We start from the raw sequence: 18,232 nt of genomic DNA, 5'->3' as shown, positions 1-18,232 counted from the left end.
CGGGGGGCTACTCCTCCTCGTGCTTCCTGCCACGGCTGAGCCGTTCCATCCCCGCCTGTCTTTCCCGCGCCAGGTCATCGGCCAGGGTGAACGGGTAGACGGCTCGGTGGTTCACGTTCTTCCAATAGGCCGCCACATGGTGTTGGCCGCCGACGGTGATGAAGGCGTGTCTCGGCGGGTCGGAGAGGGCCGCGAGCCATGCCTCGGCCTGCTCGCGGGTGTCGAATGTGGCCACCACCGGTGGAAGACCTTTTTCCAACTGGTTTTCGATGAATTCGGCCACGACCGGATAGGGAACGAAAGGCCACTCCCTGTCTTCGCGAGTCGCGAATACCACGTGGTATTCACCACCAATCAACACCCTGGCCTTGTGGGGCGGAACGGGCTGGTGCTCCAACCAGCGCTCCGCGTCCTCGAGCGTCGCGAACGCGGCGATGACGGGTGGAAGCGTATGGCTTCGCCAGTAGTGGAGATACTCCTCGAGCCCCTCGTGCTGACCAGAAGCCTCGATGAAGACGAGTGCCTCACTGGCGCCCTGCAGGGTCTCCTTGTCTTCGGCGGACTGCACCCGGGCCCGCCGTTGCTCGAGGTAATGGATGACATCGGCGAAGGAGAGTGACCGCACCTGATTGGGCTGGATGCCCTTGCGGAAGTCCTCGAAACGGTAGAGCTGTCCGGTGTTGGAGAGAAACGCCACTGCGCCGCTGGCGATTTCCAGAAGCTTCCTCTCCTCGGCGGAACGGCTGTTGCGCCGGTATTCGAGGAGCAGCAGAACCGCGTCACCCAGAGGATTGTCGGAGTTCACTGAAACGCCTCCGCAGGATTGCGCTGGTGCTCATGCCGCGCGCGTGTAGGGCAAGCACCGCTTCACGGCCAGCGCAAACGGGAGAGGGCTCGTGCTCCTCCTGCGGTGTGCGCTACTTCGCGGGCCGGGCCTGCGCGCCGCTTTCGCCTCGCAGTCCCGTGAGGAGCAGCAGGACGGTGAGGCCGGTGAAGAAGCCCAGGCCCCACAGGTTGGACTCCTGCAGGAAGCGCGAGAAGGGCGTGTCGCCGAGCATCCCCGGAATGTCGATGGCGCGCGTCCAGGCTCCCTCGCTGGCGATCTCCAGGAAGGCGATGAGCACGCCCGCGATGGCGCCGCCGGCGATGTAGCCCGAGGAGAGCAGGGTACCGGGGGAGAACTCGGACTCGGCGGCCGAGCCCCCGCGCACCCTGTCCACCACGTAGCGCACCATGCCGCCCACGAAGATGGGCGCGCTGCTGGAGATGGGCAGGTACACGCCCACCGCGAAGGGCAGCGAGGACACGCCGCACAGCTCCAGCATCAGCGCGATGAAGACGCCCACCAGCACCAGGTCCCACGGCAGCTTCTGCGTGAGGATGCCGTCGATGATGAGCGCGAAGAGCTGCGCCTTGGGCGCGGGGTAGCGGGTGAGGGGAACGCCCTCGTAGCTGGTGATGCGGCCGCCGATGCCCGGGTCCACCACGTAGTGGATGGCCCCCGCCTCATCCACCAGATACGTGCCCGTGGGCACCGAAGTCTCCGCGCCCCGCACGTAGCCCACGCGCCAGGTGCGCTCGGGACCCGGCGTCACCATGCCGAGCTCCGACACCTTCACCGTCTGTCCCGACGTCAGCCGTACGTCCGTGCCCGCCACCCGCTCCACCGGCTGCGCGCTCCAGCTCCGCAGCTCGGGAGCACCACCCGGCCCCTGCGCCACCTCCAGCCCCTGCCTCCACAACGGACCCTTCAGCTCGGCGAGCTTCACGCCCCGCGCCGCCAGCGCCTGCTCCGATACGCCCCACGGGTACGTGTGCTGCGTGCGCGTCTGGTCTCCCATCACGCTCACCGTCTGGCCCGGGTGCGTCTCGGGGATAACGGTGGTGGCGCCCCGGTTGAGCACCACCAGCACCAGGCCGATGAGCAGCGAGCTGGTGAGCACTCCCACGAAGAGGGCGATCTGCTGCCGCCGGGGCGTGCCGCCCACCAGGAAGGCCGTCTTCAGGTCCTGCGCCGTGGTGCCGCCGTTGGAGGCCGCGATGCCCACGATGGCCGCCGTGGTGAGCGCCATGAAGCGATCCTCGGAGCTCGTCCACCCCAGCAGCAGGTACACGAGGCAGGTGAGCAGCAGCGTGGCCACCACCATGCCCGAGATGGGGTTGGACGAGGAGCCGATCTCCCCCGTAATCCGCGCGCTCACCGTCACGAAGAAGAAGCCGCACACCACGATGAGCACCGCGGACAGGAAGTTGACCTGCAGCGGCGGCGCCAGCCAGATGGCCAGCACGAGCAGCGCGCTGCCCGCCAGCACCACGGTGATGGGCAGATCCTGCTCGGTGCGCAGCAGCACCGGTGCCGCCTCCTTGCGCCGCGAGGCCAGCAGGGTGTCCAGCCCGCGCCGGAAAGCGCTGAGGATGGTGGGCAGCGAGCGGATGAGGCTGACGAGCCCTCCGGTGGCCACCGCGCCCGCGCCGATGTACAGCACGTACGCGTCCCGCACCGTGTCCGGATCCATGTTCCGGATGAGCGTGCCGTCCGGCTGCAGCAGCGGCTGCTCGAGCCCGCTGCCGAAGAAGGTGATGAGGGGAATCAGGATGAGGTAGCTGAGCACGCCTCCCGCGAAGGTGATGGACGCCACCTGGGGGCCGATGATGTAGCCCACGCCGAGCAGCTCCGGACTCACCTCCATGGACACCGAGGCGCCCGTGTAGCCCACCCGCTGCGCCACCCCGGCCGCCGTCGTCTTCACCCAGCCCAGCACCGTCCCCACCACCTCCTTGAAGAGGTGCAGGCCCGCGTAGGCGAACTTGTAGAGCCCTCCCACCGCGAAGCCGAGCACCACCGTGCGGGCGTTCGTCCCGCCCTCCTCGCCCACGACGAGCACGTCCGCCGCGGCGGTGCCCTCGGGGTAGGTGAGCTTGCCGTGCTCGTGGACGATGAGCCCCTCGCGCAGCGGAATCATCATCAGCACGCCCAGCACGCCGCCGAGCGACGCCACCAGGAAGGCGTGCATCAAGTCGATGTCGTAGCCCAGCAGCAGCAGGGCCGGCAGTGCCGCGGCCACCCCGAAGGCGAGCGACTCGCCGGCCGAGCCCACCGTCTGGACGATGGTGTTCTCCAGGATGTTGGAGCGGCCCAGCGCCCGGAAGATGGCGATGGACAGCACGGCCACCGGAATGGAGGCGGACACCGTCAGGCCCACCTTCACCGCCAGGTACACCGACGAGGCCCCGAAGACGATGCCCAGCACCGAGCCCAACGCGAGCCCGCGCAGCGTCAGCTCCGGGCGCGACTCGGTGGCCGGCACGTAGGGCTTGTGGACCCCAGGCTCGGCGGCCTGGGCGATGGGGACGCGATCCTCGGAGATCGGCGGTTGGCCGTGGGACAAGGGGGCGCTCCTCGCTGCGAGGGAGACGGCCCTTCTAGCAGACGGGCGAGCCCGTGGATCGACGCTCGCCACACATGTGCGGCCCTGGAAACACGAAGGCGCCCCCACCGCGAACAGTGGAGGCGCCTCGGGTGCTTCACCGGTGAGCCCGGCCGGGACTACTGCATGGACGCGGTGGCGTCCGGATCCACCTCGGCCATCAGCGCGGCCAGCTCGGCCTTGAGCTTGTCCTTGGCGCGGATCTCCAGCTGGCGGGCGCGCTCGCGCGAGAAGCCGAAGTGCTCGCCCAGCTCCTTGAGCGTCATGGGCCGCTCGTTCATCACGCGCTGCTCGATGATGAAGCGCTCGCGGGGATCCAGCCGCATCAGCGCCGTGCGCACCCGGGCGTTGATGAGGCCCGCCTCCTCCTTGTCCGCGAACTCGTCGTCCTGCGGCGCGCTCGCGCTCACCACGAAGTCCACGTGGCTGTTGCCGCCGTCCTCGCCCATCGGCGCGTCCAGCGACAGATCGCGCCCGCCCATGCGCTGCTCCATCTCGCGCACCTCGCCGGGCTTCACGTGCAGCCGCTTGGCGATCTCATCCACGTTCACCACCGAGCCGTCCGCGTCACCGAGCTTCTCCAGCTCGCGGCGGGTGCGGGCCAGACTGAAGAACAGCTTGCGCTGGGCCTGCGTGGTCCCGAGCTTCACCAGCGACCAGCTCTTGAGGATGTAGTTCTGGATGTACGCGCGGATCCACCAGACGGCGTAGGAGATGAGGCGGATGCCCTTGTCCGGATCGAACTTCTGCACCGCCTTCATCAGGCCGATGTTCCCCTCCTGGATGAGGTCGGACATCTTGATGCCGTAGGAGCGGTACTCATAGGCCACCTTGACCACGAAGCGCAGGTTGCTCGTCACCAGGCGGTGGCCCGCGGCGAGGTCGCCCTTGATGAACCGGCGGGCCAGGGCCTGCTCCTCTTCCACCGAGAGCAGGGCGTACTGGTTGATCTCCGACAGGTACATGGCCAGCGAGCCCGAGTTGGACGACTGCTCAGTAGAGAGCTGCATGGTTTCTCCCGAATGACCCCGTGTCGGGGCCGGTGAGAAGAGGTTTGGAACCGCGTGACAACCCGATGGAGGGTGGCTAGAGCAACGTGTGTGCCACGGTCTCACGCGGAATTTCACCAGTCGCAACGCATACTTGGCCGATGCGAGCGCATGGCGGTGGACGGAAGTCCGTAAGCGTTACAGCGCCGGTTCTGATCCACCGGGCGACGGGGGCTGTAAAGAATGCGCCTCTGTTCTCAAATGACCTCCAGGTGCCCCATCCGCAATTGAACTGTGGGGCGGGGGAGACGGGGGCCTGTCATCGCCCCCTTCATCCCATCGGGTAATAAGGGGGCCCCTTGTCCCTGGCCGGAGAAAGCCTCACGTCCCGCCGGAGGGCAGCCGGAGGGACGGGCGCTCAACGGGCCAGGGGCTCGCTCAGGCTCAGGAGGCGCGGGCCTTGGGGGCCTGCTGCTGCTTGTGCGCCTCGAGGGTCTGCTTCAGCTCCTTCAGGAGCCGGGCCGACTCGCCGGACTGCAGCGGACGCTGGCCGAAGCGGGCCTCCAGGTAGCGGCGCGTGAGCGGCGACACCGCCGGGGCCAGCGGGTGGGCCTCCCGCGTCAGCCGCGCCGACACGTCCTCGAGCGTCTCGCCGTCACCCGCGCGCACGCCCGCCAGCGCCAGCTGGCGCTCCACCGCGTCCACGAAGCGGGTCGCCTCGAGCGTGGGCTTCCGGGGCTTGCGCCGCGAGAGGTACTTCCACGTCCAGTACACGGCCAGGCCCACCAGCCCCGCCGTCAGCCAGGCGCGCAGCGGGGGCAGCTGGGTGCGCTCCTTGCCCGGCTCGTCGCGCGGCGGACGCGACAGATCCCTCATGAAGTTCATCTGGTCGCGGAACGAGTAGTCGACGACGGACGAGCGCCACGCCGACTCGATGGCCTCGTAGAAGGAGATGAGCGACTCGAGCAGCTGCAGCGACTGGTTGGCGCGGAACGCGGCGGGCGTGGCGTCCACCGTGACGAAGCCTCGCCCGGGCACCAGCACGTGCGTCCACGCATGGGCATCTCCGGCGCGCACGAGGTACTCGTCTCCCACGCGCTCGCCGCCGAAGAAGCCCGTGGCGAGCCGGGCCTCGAAGCCCTGGGTGCGCAGCATCAGCGTGAGCGCCGTGGCGAAGTGCTCGCAGTGGCCCGCCTTGCGCACGAAGAGGAACTCCATCAGCGGATCCGCCACGTCCCCGCCCAGCTCCAGCGTGTACGTGTACTCGCGCTGCAGCCAGGCCGACAGCTTCTGGGCCGCGGCCAGCGGATCCGTCTCGTTGCCGACGATCTGCTGTGCCAGCGCCTCGATGCGCGGATCGATGCCCTGGGGCAGGGCCAGGAGCTGATCCATCTCCGTCTGATCCAGCTTGCCTGGATCGGTGTCCGTGCCCGGCGGCACGCTGTACACCTCGTACGAGTAGCCGAGCGCCTCATCCACGAAGCGCAGCTCGTCGCCGCCCAGCTCCTGCAGCTGGATGCGCCGGTCGCCCGTGGGCGTATGCATCAGGGCGTTGCCCAGCTTGGCGGGCGTCTCCAGGGCGATCAGTGTGCGGCTGCCGTAGGCGGGCAGCAGCTCGATCCGCTGGTACACCTGCTTCTCCGCGCCCGGGCGCAGCGTCACGCGGGTGCGGTGGCGCTTGTTGGGCGCGCCGATCGTCGACCACTCCTGGCCGTCGAAGGTGTCGTAGGTACGGCCCAGCCAGTAGGCGTCGAGCCGCTCGTTGCCCGGATCCGGCGTCAGCTTCGCCCGCAGCACCACGCGGGGGTTGCTCTTGAGGGTGCCCGAGCCACCCAGGCGCACGGTGTCGGCGAAGCCGCTGGTGGCCGGACCGAGCCCCGGGGTCGCCCGGCGCACGCCCATGTTCCAGTTGAGGCGCGGGAAGAGGATGAAGAAGGCCACCGCGCCAGCCATCGCGATGACCACGCCCATGGACAGGGGGCGCATGACCTGGCGCACGGGCACCGGCTCGCCCGGGGGCACCGCGGCCTCCACCACCGCCAGTCCCAGGGACATGCTCGCCATCACCGCGAAGACGAGCAGGCACACGGCGAAGAGCAGCTCGCCGGAGAGCGCCGCGCCGCCGGCGATCATCAACAGGCCCGCCAGCAGCACCTGCCCGTCCGTGGCGGGGCTGGTCTCCGAGAGCAGCCGTTGCGAGGCGACGAGCCCCGCGAAGGAGCAGGCGGCCACCACGAGATCCATCTGCCCCGCGGCCACGGCCAGGTAGAGCGCGCCCGCCAGGGGCACCAGCAGCATCGCCGTCAGCCGGGGCGCGCGGGCGAAGGGCCGCCAGCCCAGCAGCGACACGAGCAGCGCCACGAGCACGAGCCCGAGCGCCCACGCGGGCACCTGGCCGGACACGGCCATGGAGGCGAAGGCCGCCCCGGTGCCCAGGTCTCTCAAGATGAGGCGCAGCCGGTTGGGCCGGTTCATGCCGCTTCCTCCCGCTGCTCCTCGAAGCCCAACCACGCCAGGGCCCGGAGGATGGCTCGCTCCTGCCCGCTGCCCGCGCCCGGACGCAGCCGCTGCTGGGGCAGCTCCAGCCCCACCTCGTGGCCCGCCTCGAGCAGCCGGTGGGCCTGCTCCGCCACCTCCTCGCAGCGCCGCTCCAGCGCGTCACCCGTCAGCCCGGCCTGCACGCCGAGGATGTACGTGCGGCGCTCCTCGCGCTCGCGCTCCACCTTGAGCAGCTTGCCCACCGAGGCGCTCTTCAGCCAATGCACGCGCCGCGCATCCTCGTGCTCGCCCAGCTCGCGCAGGCCCGCTACGTCTCCGGTGCCGTCCAGCCGGTGGGGGTTGTTGGCCTCGCCCACGTGCCCCACGGCCGCCTCGCCCGGATCCGCGCAGGCGAAGCCCCGCCGCGGGTAGACGAGCAGCGTGCCCTCCAGCGCGAAGACGCGCGTCTTGGCGAAGAGGCCCAGCGGCCACGTGGTGGTGATGCGCACGCCCGTCAGCTTCAGCGGACCCCGGCGAGGCGCGGTGAGATCGGCCCGCACCACGTGCTCGGCGCCCGCCGGCAGGTAGCCCACGCCGCCCTCGCCGGTGAGGGGCGAGTCCACCTCGGACAGGGTGAGCGCGAAGGCGTGTCCCTGGCGCCGCGTGAGCCCCCAGCGGAAGGCGAAGGGCTCGCCGGCGAAGGCCCCGTCCGTGCCCACGCGCCGTACCGTCAGGTCCTTGATGCAGCGCTCGGAGAGCACGCCGGAGAGGATGATGACGCTCAGCAACAACCCCAGCACCAGGTAGAGGAGGTTGTTGCCGGTGTTGAGCGCGCCCAGGCCCACGCCGAACGTCACCACGAGGTACGTGCGTCCCATGCGCGTCACCTTGAGGGTGCGCGGCGGGCGGAGGGCGGCCTTGAGGCGCTGCCAGACGGAGCGGGGCGGGGTGCTCACCGGGGCGCGACGACCTTCCGGGCGACCTCTTCGATGAGGTGCGTCGCCTCGTCACGGGTGTAGGCGCCCTGGTTGGCGCTGCGCAGGAGGAGCCGGTGGGCCCAGCACGGCGCGAGCACCGCCCGCACGTCGCCGGGCGTGACGAAGTCGCGCGACTCCCAGAGGGCGTAGGCCCGGGCGGCCATGCCCAGCGCGAGCACCGCGCGGGTGGAGGCGCCGCGCTCGATGTCGCCGTGGGCGCGCGTGGCCTGGGCCAGCCGGACGATGTACTCGGCCACGGTGTCGTCCAGGCGCTGCGCGGCCACCTGGGCGCGCAAGGCCGTCAGCTCCTCGGGAGACGTCACCGCCGCCAGCGCCTCCACGGGCGAGGAGGCATCGCGCGTGGTGAGCAGGCGCGCCTCCACCTCGGCGGAGGGGTGGCCCAGCGACAGGCGCATGAGGAAGCGGTCGAGCTGCGAGTCCGGCAGCGGATAGGTGCCGGAGAAGTCCACCGGGTTCTGCGTGGCCACCACGGTGAAGGGGCGGGGCAGCACGTGGGTGGCGCCGTCGAGCGACACCTGGCCCTGGGCCATGGCCTCGAGCAGCGCGGACTGGGTGCGGGGCGGCGCGCGGTTGAGCTCATCGGCCAGGACGAGCTGGCGGAAGAGGGGCCCGGGCCGGAAGGAGAAGGTGGCCGTCTGGGCGTGGAAGACCTGGGCGCCGAGGATGTCGGCCGGCATCAGGTCCGCGGTGAACTGCACGCGCGAGAAGGAGAGGGCGAAGGAGCGGGCGAGAGCTTCCACCAGCGTCGTCTTGCCCACGCCGGGGACGTCTTCCAGCAGCAGGTGCCCACCGGCCACGACGCAGGTGACGGCGAGGCGGACCTCCTTGTCCTTGCCCTGCACCGCCAGGGAGAGATTGGCGGCCACACGCTCCAGCGCGGTCCGCGCCGTGGCGGGGGAGGGAAGGGAACTGACGGCTCTGGCAGGGGAGTTCATTCCGGCCCGCACTCTATCGCAGCCGTGCCGCTCCAAAAGCCCGGGGTTGGAGATTACGGGGGAGGGCAGGCAGGCAGGCGTGTTGCCCCGCAAAAGGGAATCGCCACCCCCCCAGGCCGGGCGAGTGGCGATTCAAGACCCCAGGGCGCTGCCTTCCACGCGGGAAGCCCGCTAGGCGAGGACTTCTTCCGGCGTGTAGTACGCGCGCTGCGAGGCGATGGTGCCCGTGCTCAGGCCGAAGTAGCGGAACATCCGCTCGTGGTGGCCGGCCAGACCCCGGAACTGCACCTTGCGCTCCTCCATCCCGTGGGTGAGCACCGCCACGGCCGAGTCACGGAACTCCTTCAGGTGGGTGAAATCCACCACCACTTCCCGTGCACCCAGCTCCTCGAGGGAGCTGCGCAGCGTCTTGGCGGTGCGACCATCCAGCGTGCCCGTGAGACGCAGGGTCAACCGCCCCGCGAGTTCTTCTCGTTGAATCTCAAGCCCCGCTACCATGGTTCGTCTCTCTCCGTAGTGCCGCATGCGTCCACTGGGAACCGGGGGTGTCGGGACCCCCGGCCCGGGGTAGAACCTTCCACCCCGGCGCACATGACTGGCGGCGTACAGTGCGTCTGTTTTCTCGGGAAAGGCAGCCGCATCCCTGAAAAAACCGTCCCACTGTCGGGGATCAGGCGGGATGAGTGTTCTCCACCTATCACCCCGGTCCGCCAGACGTTTGCTTCTGCGCTTCTCGCTGGGACACCTCGCGGGCCTGCTGGGCCTTGAGGCGGCGGAACTCCTTCATCACCTTGGCCGGATAGCCCGCCATGAAGCGCTCGCGCTTGTCCCTCTTGGCGAGGATCTTCTTCGCCAGCCCCGGCCCCGCGTTGTAGGCCACCAGCGCCCGCTCCGGAGAGCCGAAGCGCTCGATGAGGTCCGCCAGGTAGGCCGTGCCCAGCTCCACGTTCAGTTCCGAATCGAACAGATTGGTGTGGCGCTGCAGCTTGAAGCCGGCCCGGTCCGCCAGGTAGCTGCCGGTGTCCGGCATCACCTGCATCAGTCCCATGGCCCCCACGTGGGACACCGCATAGTTGTTGAAGGAGCTCTCGCAGCGGATGACCGCCACCACCAGCATGGGGTCCACCTTGTTGCGCTTGGCCTCGCGGACGATCGCCATGGCCAGCCGCCGCTGCTGGCGCTCGGGCAGCCGTGAGGCCTCCACCGCCGCCACGATCCCCAGCGCCTCCGCCTCCTCATAGAGCGAGGCCTCCTCCTCGAGCCGTGCCAGGTGGGCCTCCTGCGCCGCCAGCTTCGCGCGCAGCTCCGCCACCTCCGGACTGCTCTCCCCTGGGAAGTAGGGCTGGAAAGCCCCCGCCTCCATCCCCACCAACATCCCCGCCGTCACCATCGCCACCGTCCACCCTCTCATTCACACCCTCCCCACGCGTTCCGTACCGGCCACGCGTCCGTGTGGCAGATGCCTGCCGCACAAAGCAGCGGGCGTGCCATCCGGCAAACGCCTGGAATCACGAGGACGGCGCCGGAAGTGGGAAGTGGGAGGCCGGAAAAAAAGTCCGATCTGGGAACCCAATTGCCCACCCTGAGACTGTCGAAAGGAGGGGTTGCGGCAACCCGGCGGGTGTCCCAGCTTTGCGCACGGTTCCGAGACCATCGGGAGAGGAGTGGGCGGCGTGTACTGGACGATGAGTGCGATCCTGTTCGTGCTGTGGGTGCTCGGGCTGATCAGCGGCTCGACCGAGGGCAGGTGGGTTCACCTCTTATTGATCTTCTCCATGGTGACGCTGATCCTCGCGCTGGCGCGGCGGGGACGGGGAGCGCTCGCATGAGGCGCTCGCCAGCGATCATCGATCTGGAGCTGCCGCGGGACGCGAGCGGCTTCGTGCGGCGCGAGTGCCCGCAGTGCCAGCGGGACTTCAAGACGCGGCCGTGCCGCCACGACGCGAGCATTCTCCAGCGCCGGCTGGCCTCGCTCTTCCCCTTCGAGAACGCGCACGAGAGCTTCGACGAGGTGCCCGACTGGTGGTGCCTCTATTGTGGCCACCGGGCCGCGGGGGACGAGTGGCTCACCCCCAGCCAGCAGGCGCACGTGGAGGCCGTGGCGCGTGCCTGGGCCAACCACGTGCGCTACGAGCAGCTGGCCTACGTGTCGCGCACCCTGTCGCTCAACCCCCGGCCCACCTTCGTCAGCGTGGAGCCGGAGGCCCTGCCCGGGCCCATGCCCCAGGACACGGATGATCTGCGGATCATCCCCCTGGTGTGCTGCGGCGAGGAGGTGAAGGCCCTCTGGGACTGGGAGGGCCCGCTCTTCTGCCCGCGCTGCGGCTCCCGGCACGGGGGCTTGAGTGGCCGGCAGCAGATCCACCTGGAATTCATCCAGGAGTAGACGGAAGCCAGCCCCCGGGGGCAGTCTCCGGGCCTGATGAGGCGGACGGCCCGGCTGGCGCTACCGCTTGCCCTCCTGGTGGTGGCCGGGAGCGCGAGCGCCCACGATGCGGACATTCTCTACGCGCAGCTCTGGCGCCCCGAGGCGGGGGGGCCGGAGGTGCGCGAGCGCCTCACGCTCACCGCGGGCACGCTCGCCCTGCTGATCCCCGCGGACGCGGATGGGGACGGGGTGCTCACCCAGGCGGATCTGGACGCGCGCGGGCCGGCGCTGGCGGTGGGCATCTGGGACGCCCTCCCCCTGAGCGCCGGGGGCCAGCCGTGTGCCCGCACCGCCACCAGCGCCCGGGTGCGCGAGTCCTTCGTGGAGCTCGGCGCCGCCTTCCAGTGCGCGCCCGGCGAGCTCCGCCAGCGCTTCTCCCTGCTGTCCGTGCTGCCGTCCCACTACAAGGTGGTGCTCGGCAGCTACATCCAGGGCGAGCAGGGGCAGCGCTTCGCGGATGCCTCCCAGCCCACCCTGGTGGTGTCCGAGCCTGGACAGCCCGAGCGCGCGCGCGTCTCGGGGCTGCTCGACTGGGTGGGCCTGGGGCTCGTCCACATCTTCGGGGGCATCGATCACCTGGCCTTCCTGCTGGCCCTGCTGCTGGTGGGGGGGAGCCTGAAGCGGGTGCTGCTGCTGGTGACGGCCTTCACCGTGGCGCATTCGTTGACGCTGGGCGCCACGGCGCTGGGCTTCATCCTCCTGGACGATGCGCGCACGCGCTGGGTGGAGGCGGCCATCGCCGCGTCCATCATCTGGGTGGCGCTGGAGAACCTGGTGCTGCGCGAGCACCGCCACCGGGCCCTGCTGACGTTCCTCTTCGGGCTGGTGCACGGCTTCGGCTTCGCCAGCGTGCTGGGGAGCTACGGCCTGGGCGACTCGGTGGTGACGGGACTGTTCGGCTTCAACCTCGGCGTGGAGCTGGGGCAGGCCGCCGTCGTCGCCGTGCTGCTGCCCCTCGTCCGGCTGGTGCAGCGCAGGCCCGTGTTGCACCAGCGGACAGTGCGTGCTCTGTCGCTCCTCATCCTCGCGGCCGGGGGATATTGGTTGATGGAGCGCGCACTGGGCCCGATCGGTTGAATCCTCGCGGATCCATCCCTAGTTTGCTCGCGGGATTGGGGGCAGCACCTGGGGAGGGCCGATGGGCGCAAGGCATACCCGCTTGGCTGCAGCACTGGCCGCGGCATGGGAGTCCGAGGTTGTTTCAGCACGTCGCATGACGATGCTGGCCGAGCGGCTCGGGGATAGCCGCGGGCGGGCGCGGCTGATGGTTCTCGCCGCTTTCTGCAGGGCGCACGCCTCGCGGCTGCTGGCCCGGCTGGCGGCGCTCGGCCGCGGGCCTCTGCCCGTGCCGCCCGAGGAGATCAACCTCGACGACGATACGGTGATGGAGCTGCGCCGGGAGGGGGCCTTCGCCCGCGCCTCGGCCGCCCGCTACGAATCCACCGCCGAACTGGCCCGCCAGCACGCGGACCTGTCCAGCGCCTGGGTCTGCGAGCTCAACCGCACCGAGGAACAGGATCGGGCCCGGGAGCTCTTCGCCCTGGCGGAGGGGGCCGCCCAGGCCGCCGCGGAGGCCAGCATGTCCTCGGCCGCCGCCGCTCCGGCTGATAGCTGACAGCTCGCTTGGCTTGGGCGTAAAACACGCCCATGGCCAAGGTGGAGAGCTACAACGATCTGATTTTCCAGCTCGGCGATCTCGCGAGAGACCGCCTGGCGGGCAAGCCCAACTGTCCTCGGACCATGGATCGCGTCTACCGGGCCGAGGCGGCCCTGGTGGCCCGCCGGGACGAGCTGGCCGCCCTCGAGCAGCAGATGAACGAGGAGGACGCGGCCTGGCAGGACTACCTCGCCCAGTACGAGGACAAGCGGGCGGCCGAGTACGAGATCGTCAAGAAGTGGAAGAAGGCGGTGGACGCCGTGGAGGGGCAGACGAAGACCCTCCGCAAGACGCTGTCCAACCGCCGGGCGGATCTCCGCTACGCCCAGGACGGGCTCAAGAAGCTGGAGAAGAAGCACTCCGACCTGGAGCTCGTCACCACGGACGAGTCCAAGCTCGGCCTCTCCCGCGACAACATCAAGAAGAACCGCATCCAGATGATGCGCCTGACGCGGGAGGTGGAGGACCTGGAGCGTCAGGTCGAGCTGGCGCTCACGCCCAAGCCCGGTCAGCCCGGCGCGGCGGGCATCCTGGCGCACAAGCGCATGCTGGACATGGAAGACGCCATGACCGCCCAGAAGGAGGCCGTCGATCAGGCGATGGCGGAGATCGACCGGGCGATCGCCGAGAAGGAGACCGAGGTCCAGGCGGCGGAGGATTATCTGGACCAGGCGTTGTTCCTCCTCGGCGAGGACGTCTACGCCCAGCGCATCCAGGACGCGCAGCTCGCGCCGTTCTACCCGCGGCTGGATCGCGCGCAGTGAAGCCCCGTCCTCCCTCCGTGCTTGACGGTAGGGGGCCAGCTGCTACATTGCGCCGCTTCCTGGCGTCCGGGGAACTGAAGTCGGACGCAAACTGCTGGATTCATTGATGTTTCCGCGCAAATCGCGCGAGTTGTGAGGACGACGTGAAGGGTCTCATCGGTAAGAAGATTGGAATGACCCAGGTGTTCAACGAGGAGGGTAACCTCGTTCCCGTGACGGTTGTCGACGTCACCACCTGCGTGATCGTGGGCAAGCGGACTCCGGAGAAGGACAAGTACTCGGCGGTGACGCTGGGCTACGGGGAGATCCGCGAGAAGAGCCTGAACAAGGCCAAGCTGGGCTTCTTCAAGAAGAGCGGCGCCGCGCTGCGCCGTCACCTGAAGGAGTTCCGCGTGTCCCCCGAGGAGGCCGCGGGCTTCAACGTGGGCGACGCCGTCAAGGCGGACCTGTTCACCAAGGGCCAGCTGGTGGACGTCACGGGCGTCACCAAGGGCCGCGGCTTCCAGGGCGTCATGAAGCGCTGGAAGTTCAAGGGCTCCCAGACGGCCACGCGCGGCACCCACGAGTACCGTCGTCACCCGGGCGCCATCGGTCAGCGTAAGACGCCCGGCCGCGTGTACCCCAACAAGAAGCTGCCCGGTCACTACGGCGTGGAGCAGGTCACCACCCAGAACCTGACCGTGGTGGACGTGGATGTGGAGAAGGGCCTGCTGCTCATCAAGGGCACCGTGGCCGGCCACAACGACGGCATCGTCATCGTTCGCCCGAGCATCAAGGTCGCGATGCGCGAGCAGCACAAGACGGCCCGCGGCGGCAAGTAAGCCGTCTCCCCTGTGTGTGCCCCCTCCCTCGATAAGGGGGTGGGCCGGACCATCGTCCTACCGAGACTCCAGGCACCGCCACAGGGTTCATCGACGCCCCGCTCCGGCTACCCACCGGGCGGGGCGTTCGTGTTTCCGGGCCCCGGAAACGTTGGCCAGCGTGCGTTGGCATGCCGTGTGTAGACGAATCCACACCTCGAGTGAGCCTGGTCCCTTGCTCTCGGGTGATCGCGTGCCCACATGTCCGAGCCACACGGCCATGAATGCACGCAACCTTCCCCGTTTCGTTTCGCTGGCACTGATGCTGACGGCGCTGTCCGCCTCGGCTCAGGAGCAGGTGCTGGACCCGGCCGCCGTGCGCCACCGGCTCTTCTCTCCAGGGGAGCGGCTGGAGGCGTCCTTCACGGTCGGGCTCCCAGCGCGCGAGTACCTCACCGCGCACTACAACCTGAACGTCGGCCTCGCCTACAACCTCTTCAACACGCTGGGCGTGGAGGGCCGCGCCGGTTACGCGCTCAGCCGCCACACGGGCCTGGCGCGCTCCATCTCCGAGAGCTTCCTCGCCCGTGAGGACAAGAAGATCACGGACGAGCTCGAGGACATGTGGGAGATGAATCTGCACGGCGTGGTGGGCGCGCGCTGGGCCCCCATCTACGGCAAGCTGTCGCTGCTGGCCGACGAGTCCGCCCACTTCCAGGCCTACCTCTGGGCCGGTGGCGGGCTGGCCTCGCTGCGGCGCCAGTCCGTCATCCAGTGCACCAACGTGGTGAACCGCGATCTGGGCATCTGCGACAACCGCACGAACCCGGAGGACAGCACCACCGCGACGCAGTCCTTCTGGCGCGTGGAGACGCGCGTGGCGCCGGTGGCCACCGGAGCGGTGGGCTTCCGCTTCTTCATGTCCAACGGGCATGCGCTGCGCTTCGAGCTGCGCGACTGGGTCTTCGCGGACCAGTACCGCGTGAACGTGCAGCGCGAGGACTGGGAGGCGGGGCGGGAGAGTGGTGAGCCCGCGCCCAACCCGGGCCTCACGCACCTGGTGCAGTTCGATATCGGCTACTCCTTCATCTTCTGAGGCTGACGTCCCGCATGCGACCGACCTCGTTCTTCGCCGTGCTCCTGTCCGCCACCCTGGCGTCCGCACAGGAGGAGACCCCGGCGCCGCCCTCGGAGACGGCGCCCATTCCCGTGAAGCCGGAGCCCCGGCCCCCGGCGCCCGACGCTCCCGCGCCGCCCGCGCCCGAGCCCCTGGACACCCAGGCGCCCGTGGCCCCGGAGGACGCGCCGCTGGCCTCGGCCGGCGAGCCCGAGCTGCAGCCGGTGACGGATCCGAATGAGCAGCGCCTGGTGAACGGGGCGCCGCTGCACAACCCGAACGTGGCCGTCCACGTGGTGCAGAAGAAGCGCTTCGCGGACGAGGGCCGTCACGAGCTCTCGCTCTACCCGGTGGTGGGGCAGGTGAATGGCCGCTTCACCGAGCACGCGGGCAGCGCGCTGCACTACACCTACCACCTGCAGGAGAACTTCGGCCTGCAGGTGTCCACCACCTACAACTGGTACTCCAACGAGAGCCTCTTCAACCTGGAGCTCATCGACAAGGTGCGTGAGCAGGCCCAGGCCGCCTCGGCGCTGCTGCTGGTGTGGGGCGCGCAGGCGGGCGTGGAGGTGACGCCGCTCTACGGCAAGTTCGCCTTCTACGACAACCACCTGCTGCAGTTCAGCCTCGTCATCAACGGCGGCGCGGGCATCGGCTCCACGCGCGTGCTCGTCCGCCCCGAGGTCTCCAACCAGGTGGACGGGGAGAACTTCACCGTGCCGGCGCGCTTCGCGGACACGGGGACGAAGTTCCTCGGCTCGGTGGGCGGCGGCTTCCGCGTGCAGTTCGGCGACTCCATGGCGCTGCGCCTGGAGATGAGGGATCTCGTCTACACCGCCCGCGTGGACCGGGTGGACGGCTGCAACCTGCAGGACTTCCAGAAGCTGGAGGACGCGCGGGGCAGCGGCCAGCCCTTCTCGGAGCTGGGACTGACGGGCAGCTGCCAGTTCCAGAAGTTCGACGGGGTGGATCCGAAGACGCGCAAGAACTACCGCGAGGACATCGTCCTGGGGAAGGACCTGGTCGGCAATCCCTCCTCGGACGTGCTCAACAACCTCAGCTTCTACGCCGGCTTCTCCCTCCTCTTCTGACGCCCGCGCCATGCACCGACTGATACTCGCCACCTTCCTGGTCCTCGCGCCGCTGGCTGGCTCCGCGCAGGACATGAACGCCTACAACCAGGCGCTCGCGGCCTTCAACGCGGGCAAGCTGGATGCCGCGGCCCCGCTCTTCTTCGAGCTGGCCGCCAACGCGATGGACACCGACGTGCGCGCCCGCTCCGAGTACTACCTGGCGCAGACGTACGCCCGGAAGGGCTTGCCCATCACCGCGCTCGTCACCTACGCGGCCATCGTCAACGCCGGCCACCAGCACCCCTCCTACCTCCAGGCGCTGGAGGGACTGGTGGACGTGCAGCAGCAGCTCAACGAGCAGAACCTCGTGCCCAACATCCTCGACAAGGCCTACACGCCCGAGGTGCAGGACAAGTGGGTGAGGCTGCCCCGCGAGGTGCTGGCGCGCGTCCACTACCAGGTGGCCACCATCCGCCAGCGCCGCGGCCGCTTCGAGGAGGCTCGTGCGCTGCTCGAGGCCGTGCCGCCCGACAGCCGCGTCTACGCCCGCGCCCGCTACCTGCTGGGCGTGGTGCTCGCCGATCCCCACTTCCCGGGCCGTCCCGCCGAGGCGGATGCGCTGGATGCCGCCGCCCTGGCCGCCTTCAAGGGCGCGCTGGAGGCCAAGGCCCCGCAGATCGCCCATGACGAGATGAAGCAGCTCTCGCTGCTGGGCATCGGCCGCCTGCACTACGGCCGCCACGAGTACCCCCAGGCCGTGAAGGCCTACGAGGACGTGCCGCGCTACACCCGCTTCTGGGATCAGGCCCTCTTCGAGAACGGCTTCGCCCGCTTCCAGAACGAGGACTTCGGCGGGGCGCTCGGCAGCCTCCAGGCGCTGCATGCCCCCCAGTTCGAGGGGGCCTTCCAGCCCGAGTCCTGGGTGCTCAAGGCGACCGTCTACTACTACAGCTGCCTCTTCGATGAGGTGAAGACCACGCTGACGGCCTACGAGCAGCTCTACGAGCCCATGGCGAAGCAGCTGGAGCCCTTCGCCGGCGAGGAGCTGGATCTCCTGAGCGCCTACAACCTGGTGGCGGCGGAGAACCGGCGGCTTCCACGCCCCATCTACCTGTGGATCCGCGGCAACGAGCGCATCCAGGACGTGATGCGGATGATCGAGCAGGTGGACCTGGAGAAGCGCGAGGTGGCTGCCCTGGGTGCCTGGGAGGGCACGGGCATGGTGCCGGAGATCGTCTCCTCGCTCGAGGAGGTGCGCGGCACGCTGGTGCAGATCGGCGGCCGCTTCGCCAAGAGCCGCCTGCAGGAGGCCGCCCAGAACCTGCGCACCTTCGCGGACCAGGCGGAGATCATCCGCGTGCAGACGGCGCTCGACGAGAAGGATCTGCTCCTGGCGGGCGTGGATCAGAAGGCCGTCCTGAAGACCCAGTCCATCTACCGGCCGAAGATGCCGGGCGCCGCGTGGAACTACTGGAAGTTCCAGGGGGAGTTCTGGCGCGACGAGATTGGCTACTACCAGTACACGCTGAAGCGCGGCTGTCCGGCGAAGCTTCAGCAAAAGTAAG

17 protein-coding genes are annotated in these 18,232 nt (G+C 69.4%); 9 read left to right on the top strand and 8 right to left on the bottom strand.

Annotation, left to right across the window (positions count from 1 at the left end; translation table 11 throughout):
* Nucleotides 1–7 precede the first annotated feature (7 nt).
* From NR798_RS26630 to NR798_RS26595, 8 genes are all read right to left on the bottom strand, one after another.
* Nucleotides 8–805 carry a hypothetical protein gene (locus NR798_RS26630; RefSeq protein WP_375765311.1) on the bottom strand — a complete coding sequence of 266 codons (798 nt, stop codon included), beginning with the start codon at nt 803–805 and terminating at the stop codon, nt 8–10.
* Between the two features lie 112 nt (nt 806–917).
* Complete coding sequence (locus tag NR798_RS26625) at nt 918–3,389, bottom strand: OPT family oligopeptide transporter (protein WP_375765310.1); 2,472 nt, start codon at nt 3,387–3,389, stop codon at nt 918–920.
* Between the two features lie 158 nt (nt 3,390–3,547).
* The gene (locus tag NR798_RS26620) at nt 3,548–4,438 is read right to left on the bottom strand and encodes an RNA polymerase factor sigma-32 (RefSeq protein ID WP_375765309.1); all 891 of its coding nucleotides are present in this window, start codon (nt 4,436–4,438) and stop codon (nt 3,548–3,550) included.
* Between the two features lie 423 nt (nt 4,439–4,861).
* Nucleotides 4,862–6,892, bottom strand: coding sequence for a DUF3488 and DUF4129 domain-containing transglutaminase family protein (locus NR798_RS26615; RefSeq protein ID WP_375765308.1), 2,031 nt, complete (start codon nt 6,890–6,892; stop codon nt 4,862–4,864).
* Nucleotides 6,889–7,773: a DUF58 domain-containing protein gene (locus NR798_RS26610; RefSeq protein ID WP_375773825.1), complete on the bottom strand. Its 885-nt coding sequence runs from the start codon at nt 7,771–7,773 to the stop codon at nt 6,889–6,891. Before NR798_RS26610 ends, NR798_RS26615 begins: the two co-directional genes overlap by 4 nt.
* 74 nt (nt 7,774–7,847) lie before the next feature.
* Nucleotides 7,848–8,828, bottom strand: coding sequence for an AAA family ATPase (locus NR798_RS26605; protein WP_375765307.1), 981 nt, complete (start codon nt 8,826–8,828; stop codon nt 7,848–7,850).
* A 171-nt stretch (nt 8,829–8,999) separates the two neighbouring features.
* On the bottom strand, nt 9,000–9,281 hold the full coding sequence (locus NR798_RS26600) for an STAS domain-containing protein (protein WP_375765306.1): 282 nt from the start codon (nt 9,279–9,281) through the stop codon (nt 9,000–9,002).
* 244 nt (nt 9,282–9,525) lie between these two features.
* Complete coding sequence (locus NR798_RS26595; RefSeq protein WP_375765305.1) at nt 9,526–10,239, bottom strand: transglycosylase SLT domain-containing protein; 714 nt, start codon at nt 10,237–10,239, stop codon at nt 9,526–9,528.
* 262 nt (nt 10,240–10,501) lie between these two features.
* Between NR798_RS26595 and NR798_RS26590 the strand changes: the two genes are divergently transcribed.
* The 9 genes from NR798_RS26590 (at nt 10,502) to NR798_RS26550 (ending at nt 18,231) form a co-directional block, all read left to right on the top strand.
* A complete protein-coding gene (locus NR798_RS26590) occupies nt 10,502–10,657 on the top strand; it encodes a lmo0937 family membrane protein (RefSeq protein ID WP_116119722.1) in 156 nt (51 codons plus the stop codon).
* Nucleotides 10,654–11,214, top strand: a complete 561-nt coding sequence (locus tag NR798_RS26585) for a hypothetical protein (protein WP_375765304.1) — start codon at nt 10,654–10,656, stop codon at nt 11,212–11,214. Before NR798_RS26590 ends, NR798_RS26585 begins: the two co-directional genes overlap by 4 nt.
* 36 nt (nt 11,215–11,250) lie before the next feature.
* Entirely contained in the window at nt 11,251–12,333 is a 1,083-nt protein-coding gene (locus NR798_RS26580; RefSeq protein WP_375765303.1) for a HupE/UreJ family protein, read from the top strand.
* Nucleotides 12,334–12,469: 136 nt separating this feature from the next.
* Nucleotides 12,470–12,871, top strand: coding sequence for a hypothetical protein (locus NR798_RS26575; protein WP_375765302.1), 402 nt, complete (start codon nt 12,470–12,472; stop codon nt 12,869–12,871).
* Nucleotides 12,872–12,903: 32 nt separating this feature from the next.
* Entirely contained in the window at nt 12,904–13,677 is a 774-nt protein-coding gene (locus NR798_RS26570; protein ID WP_375765301.1) for a hypothetical protein, read from the top strand.
* 143 nt (nt 13,678–13,820) lie between these two features.
* On the top strand, nt 13,821–14,498 hold the full coding sequence (gene rplC / locus NR798_RS26565) for a 50S ribosomal protein L3 (RefSeq protein ID WP_375765300.1): 678 nt from the start codon (nt 13,821–13,823) through the stop codon (nt 14,496–14,498).
* Between the two features lie 259 nt (nt 14,499–14,757).
* Nucleotides 14,758–15,573: an outer membrane beta-barrel domain-containing protein gene (locus tag NR798_RS26560; RefSeq protein WP_375765299.1), complete on the top strand. Its 816-nt coding sequence runs from the start codon at nt 14,758–14,760 to the stop codon at nt 15,571–15,573.
* A 14-nt stretch (nt 15,574–15,587) separates the two neighbouring features.
* Nucleotides 15,588–16,685, top strand: a complete 1,098-nt coding sequence (locus tag NR798_RS26555) for an outer membrane beta-barrel domain-containing protein (protein ID WP_375765298.1) — start codon at nt 15,588–15,590, stop codon at nt 16,683–16,685.
* 10 nt (nt 16,686–16,695) lie between these two features.
* The gene (locus NR798_RS26550; protein WP_375765297.1) at nt 16,696–18,231 is read left to right on the top strand and encodes a tol-pal system YbgF family protein; all 1,536 of its coding nucleotides are present in this window, start codon (nt 16,696–16,698) and stop codon (nt 18,229–18,231) included.
* Nucleotide 18,232 lies beyond the last annotated feature (1 nt).

The sequence above is a fragment of the Archangium gephyra genome, assembly GCF_042230915.1.
GTDB classification, from domain to species: domain Bacteria; phylum Myxococcota; class Myxococcia; order Myxococcales; family Myxococcaceae; genus Archangium; species Archangium gephyra_B.
This window is presented reverse-complemented; position numbering and strand designations above follow the sequence as displayed.

Excerpts from the sequence above, each read along its gene's own strand:
- NR798_RS26550 (WP_375765297.1), top strand. The coding sequence starts at position 16,696 with ATGCACCGACTGATACTCGCCACCTTCCTGGTCCTCGCGCCGCTGGCT.
- NR798_RS26615 (WP_375765308.1), bottom strand. The coding sequence starts at position 6,892 with ATGAACCGGCCCAACCGGCTGCGCCTCATCTTGAGAGACCTGGGCACC.
- NR798_RS26555 (WP_375765298.1), top strand. The coding sequence starts at position 15,588 with ATGCGACCGACCTCGTTCTTCGCCGTGCTCCTGTCCGCCACCCTGGCG.
- NR798_RS26580 (WP_375765303.1), top strand. The coding sequence starts at position 11,251 with ATGAGGCGGACGGCCCGGCTGGCGCTACCGCTTGCCCTCCTGGTGGTG.
- NR798_RS26620 (WP_375765309.1), bottom strand. The coding sequence starts at position 4,438 with ATGCAGCTCTCTACTGAGCAGTCGTCCAACTCGGGCTCGCTGGCCATG.
- NR798_RS26560 (WP_375765299.1), top strand. The coding sequence starts at position 14,758 with ATGAATGCACGCAACCTTCCCCGTTTCGTTTCGCTGGCACTGATGCTG.
- NR798_RS26610 (WP_375773825.1), bottom strand. The coding sequence starts at position 7,773 with ATGGGACGCACGTACCTCGTGGTGACGTTCGGCGTGGGCCTGGGCGCG.
- NR798_RS26605 (WP_375765307.1), bottom strand. The coding sequence starts at position 8,828 with ATGAACTCCCCTGCCAGAGCCGTCAGTTCCCTTCCCTCCCCCGCCACG.
- NR798_RS26575 (WP_375765302.1), top strand. The coding sequence starts at position 12,470 with ATGACGATGCTGGCCGAGCGGCTCGGGGATAGCCGCGGGCGGGCGCGG.
- NR798_RS26570 (WP_375765301.1), top strand. The coding sequence starts at position 12,904 with ATGGCCAAGGTGGAGAGCTACAACGATCTGATTTTCCAGCTCGGCGAT.
- NR798_RS26595 (WP_375765305.1), bottom strand. The coding sequence starts at position 10,239 with ATGAGAGGGTGGACGGTGGCGATGGTGACGGCGGGGATGTTGGTGGGG.
- NR798_RS26585 (WP_375765304.1), top strand. The coding sequence starts at position 10,654 with ATGAGGCGCTCGCCAGCGATCATCGATCTGGAGCTGCCGCGGGACGCG.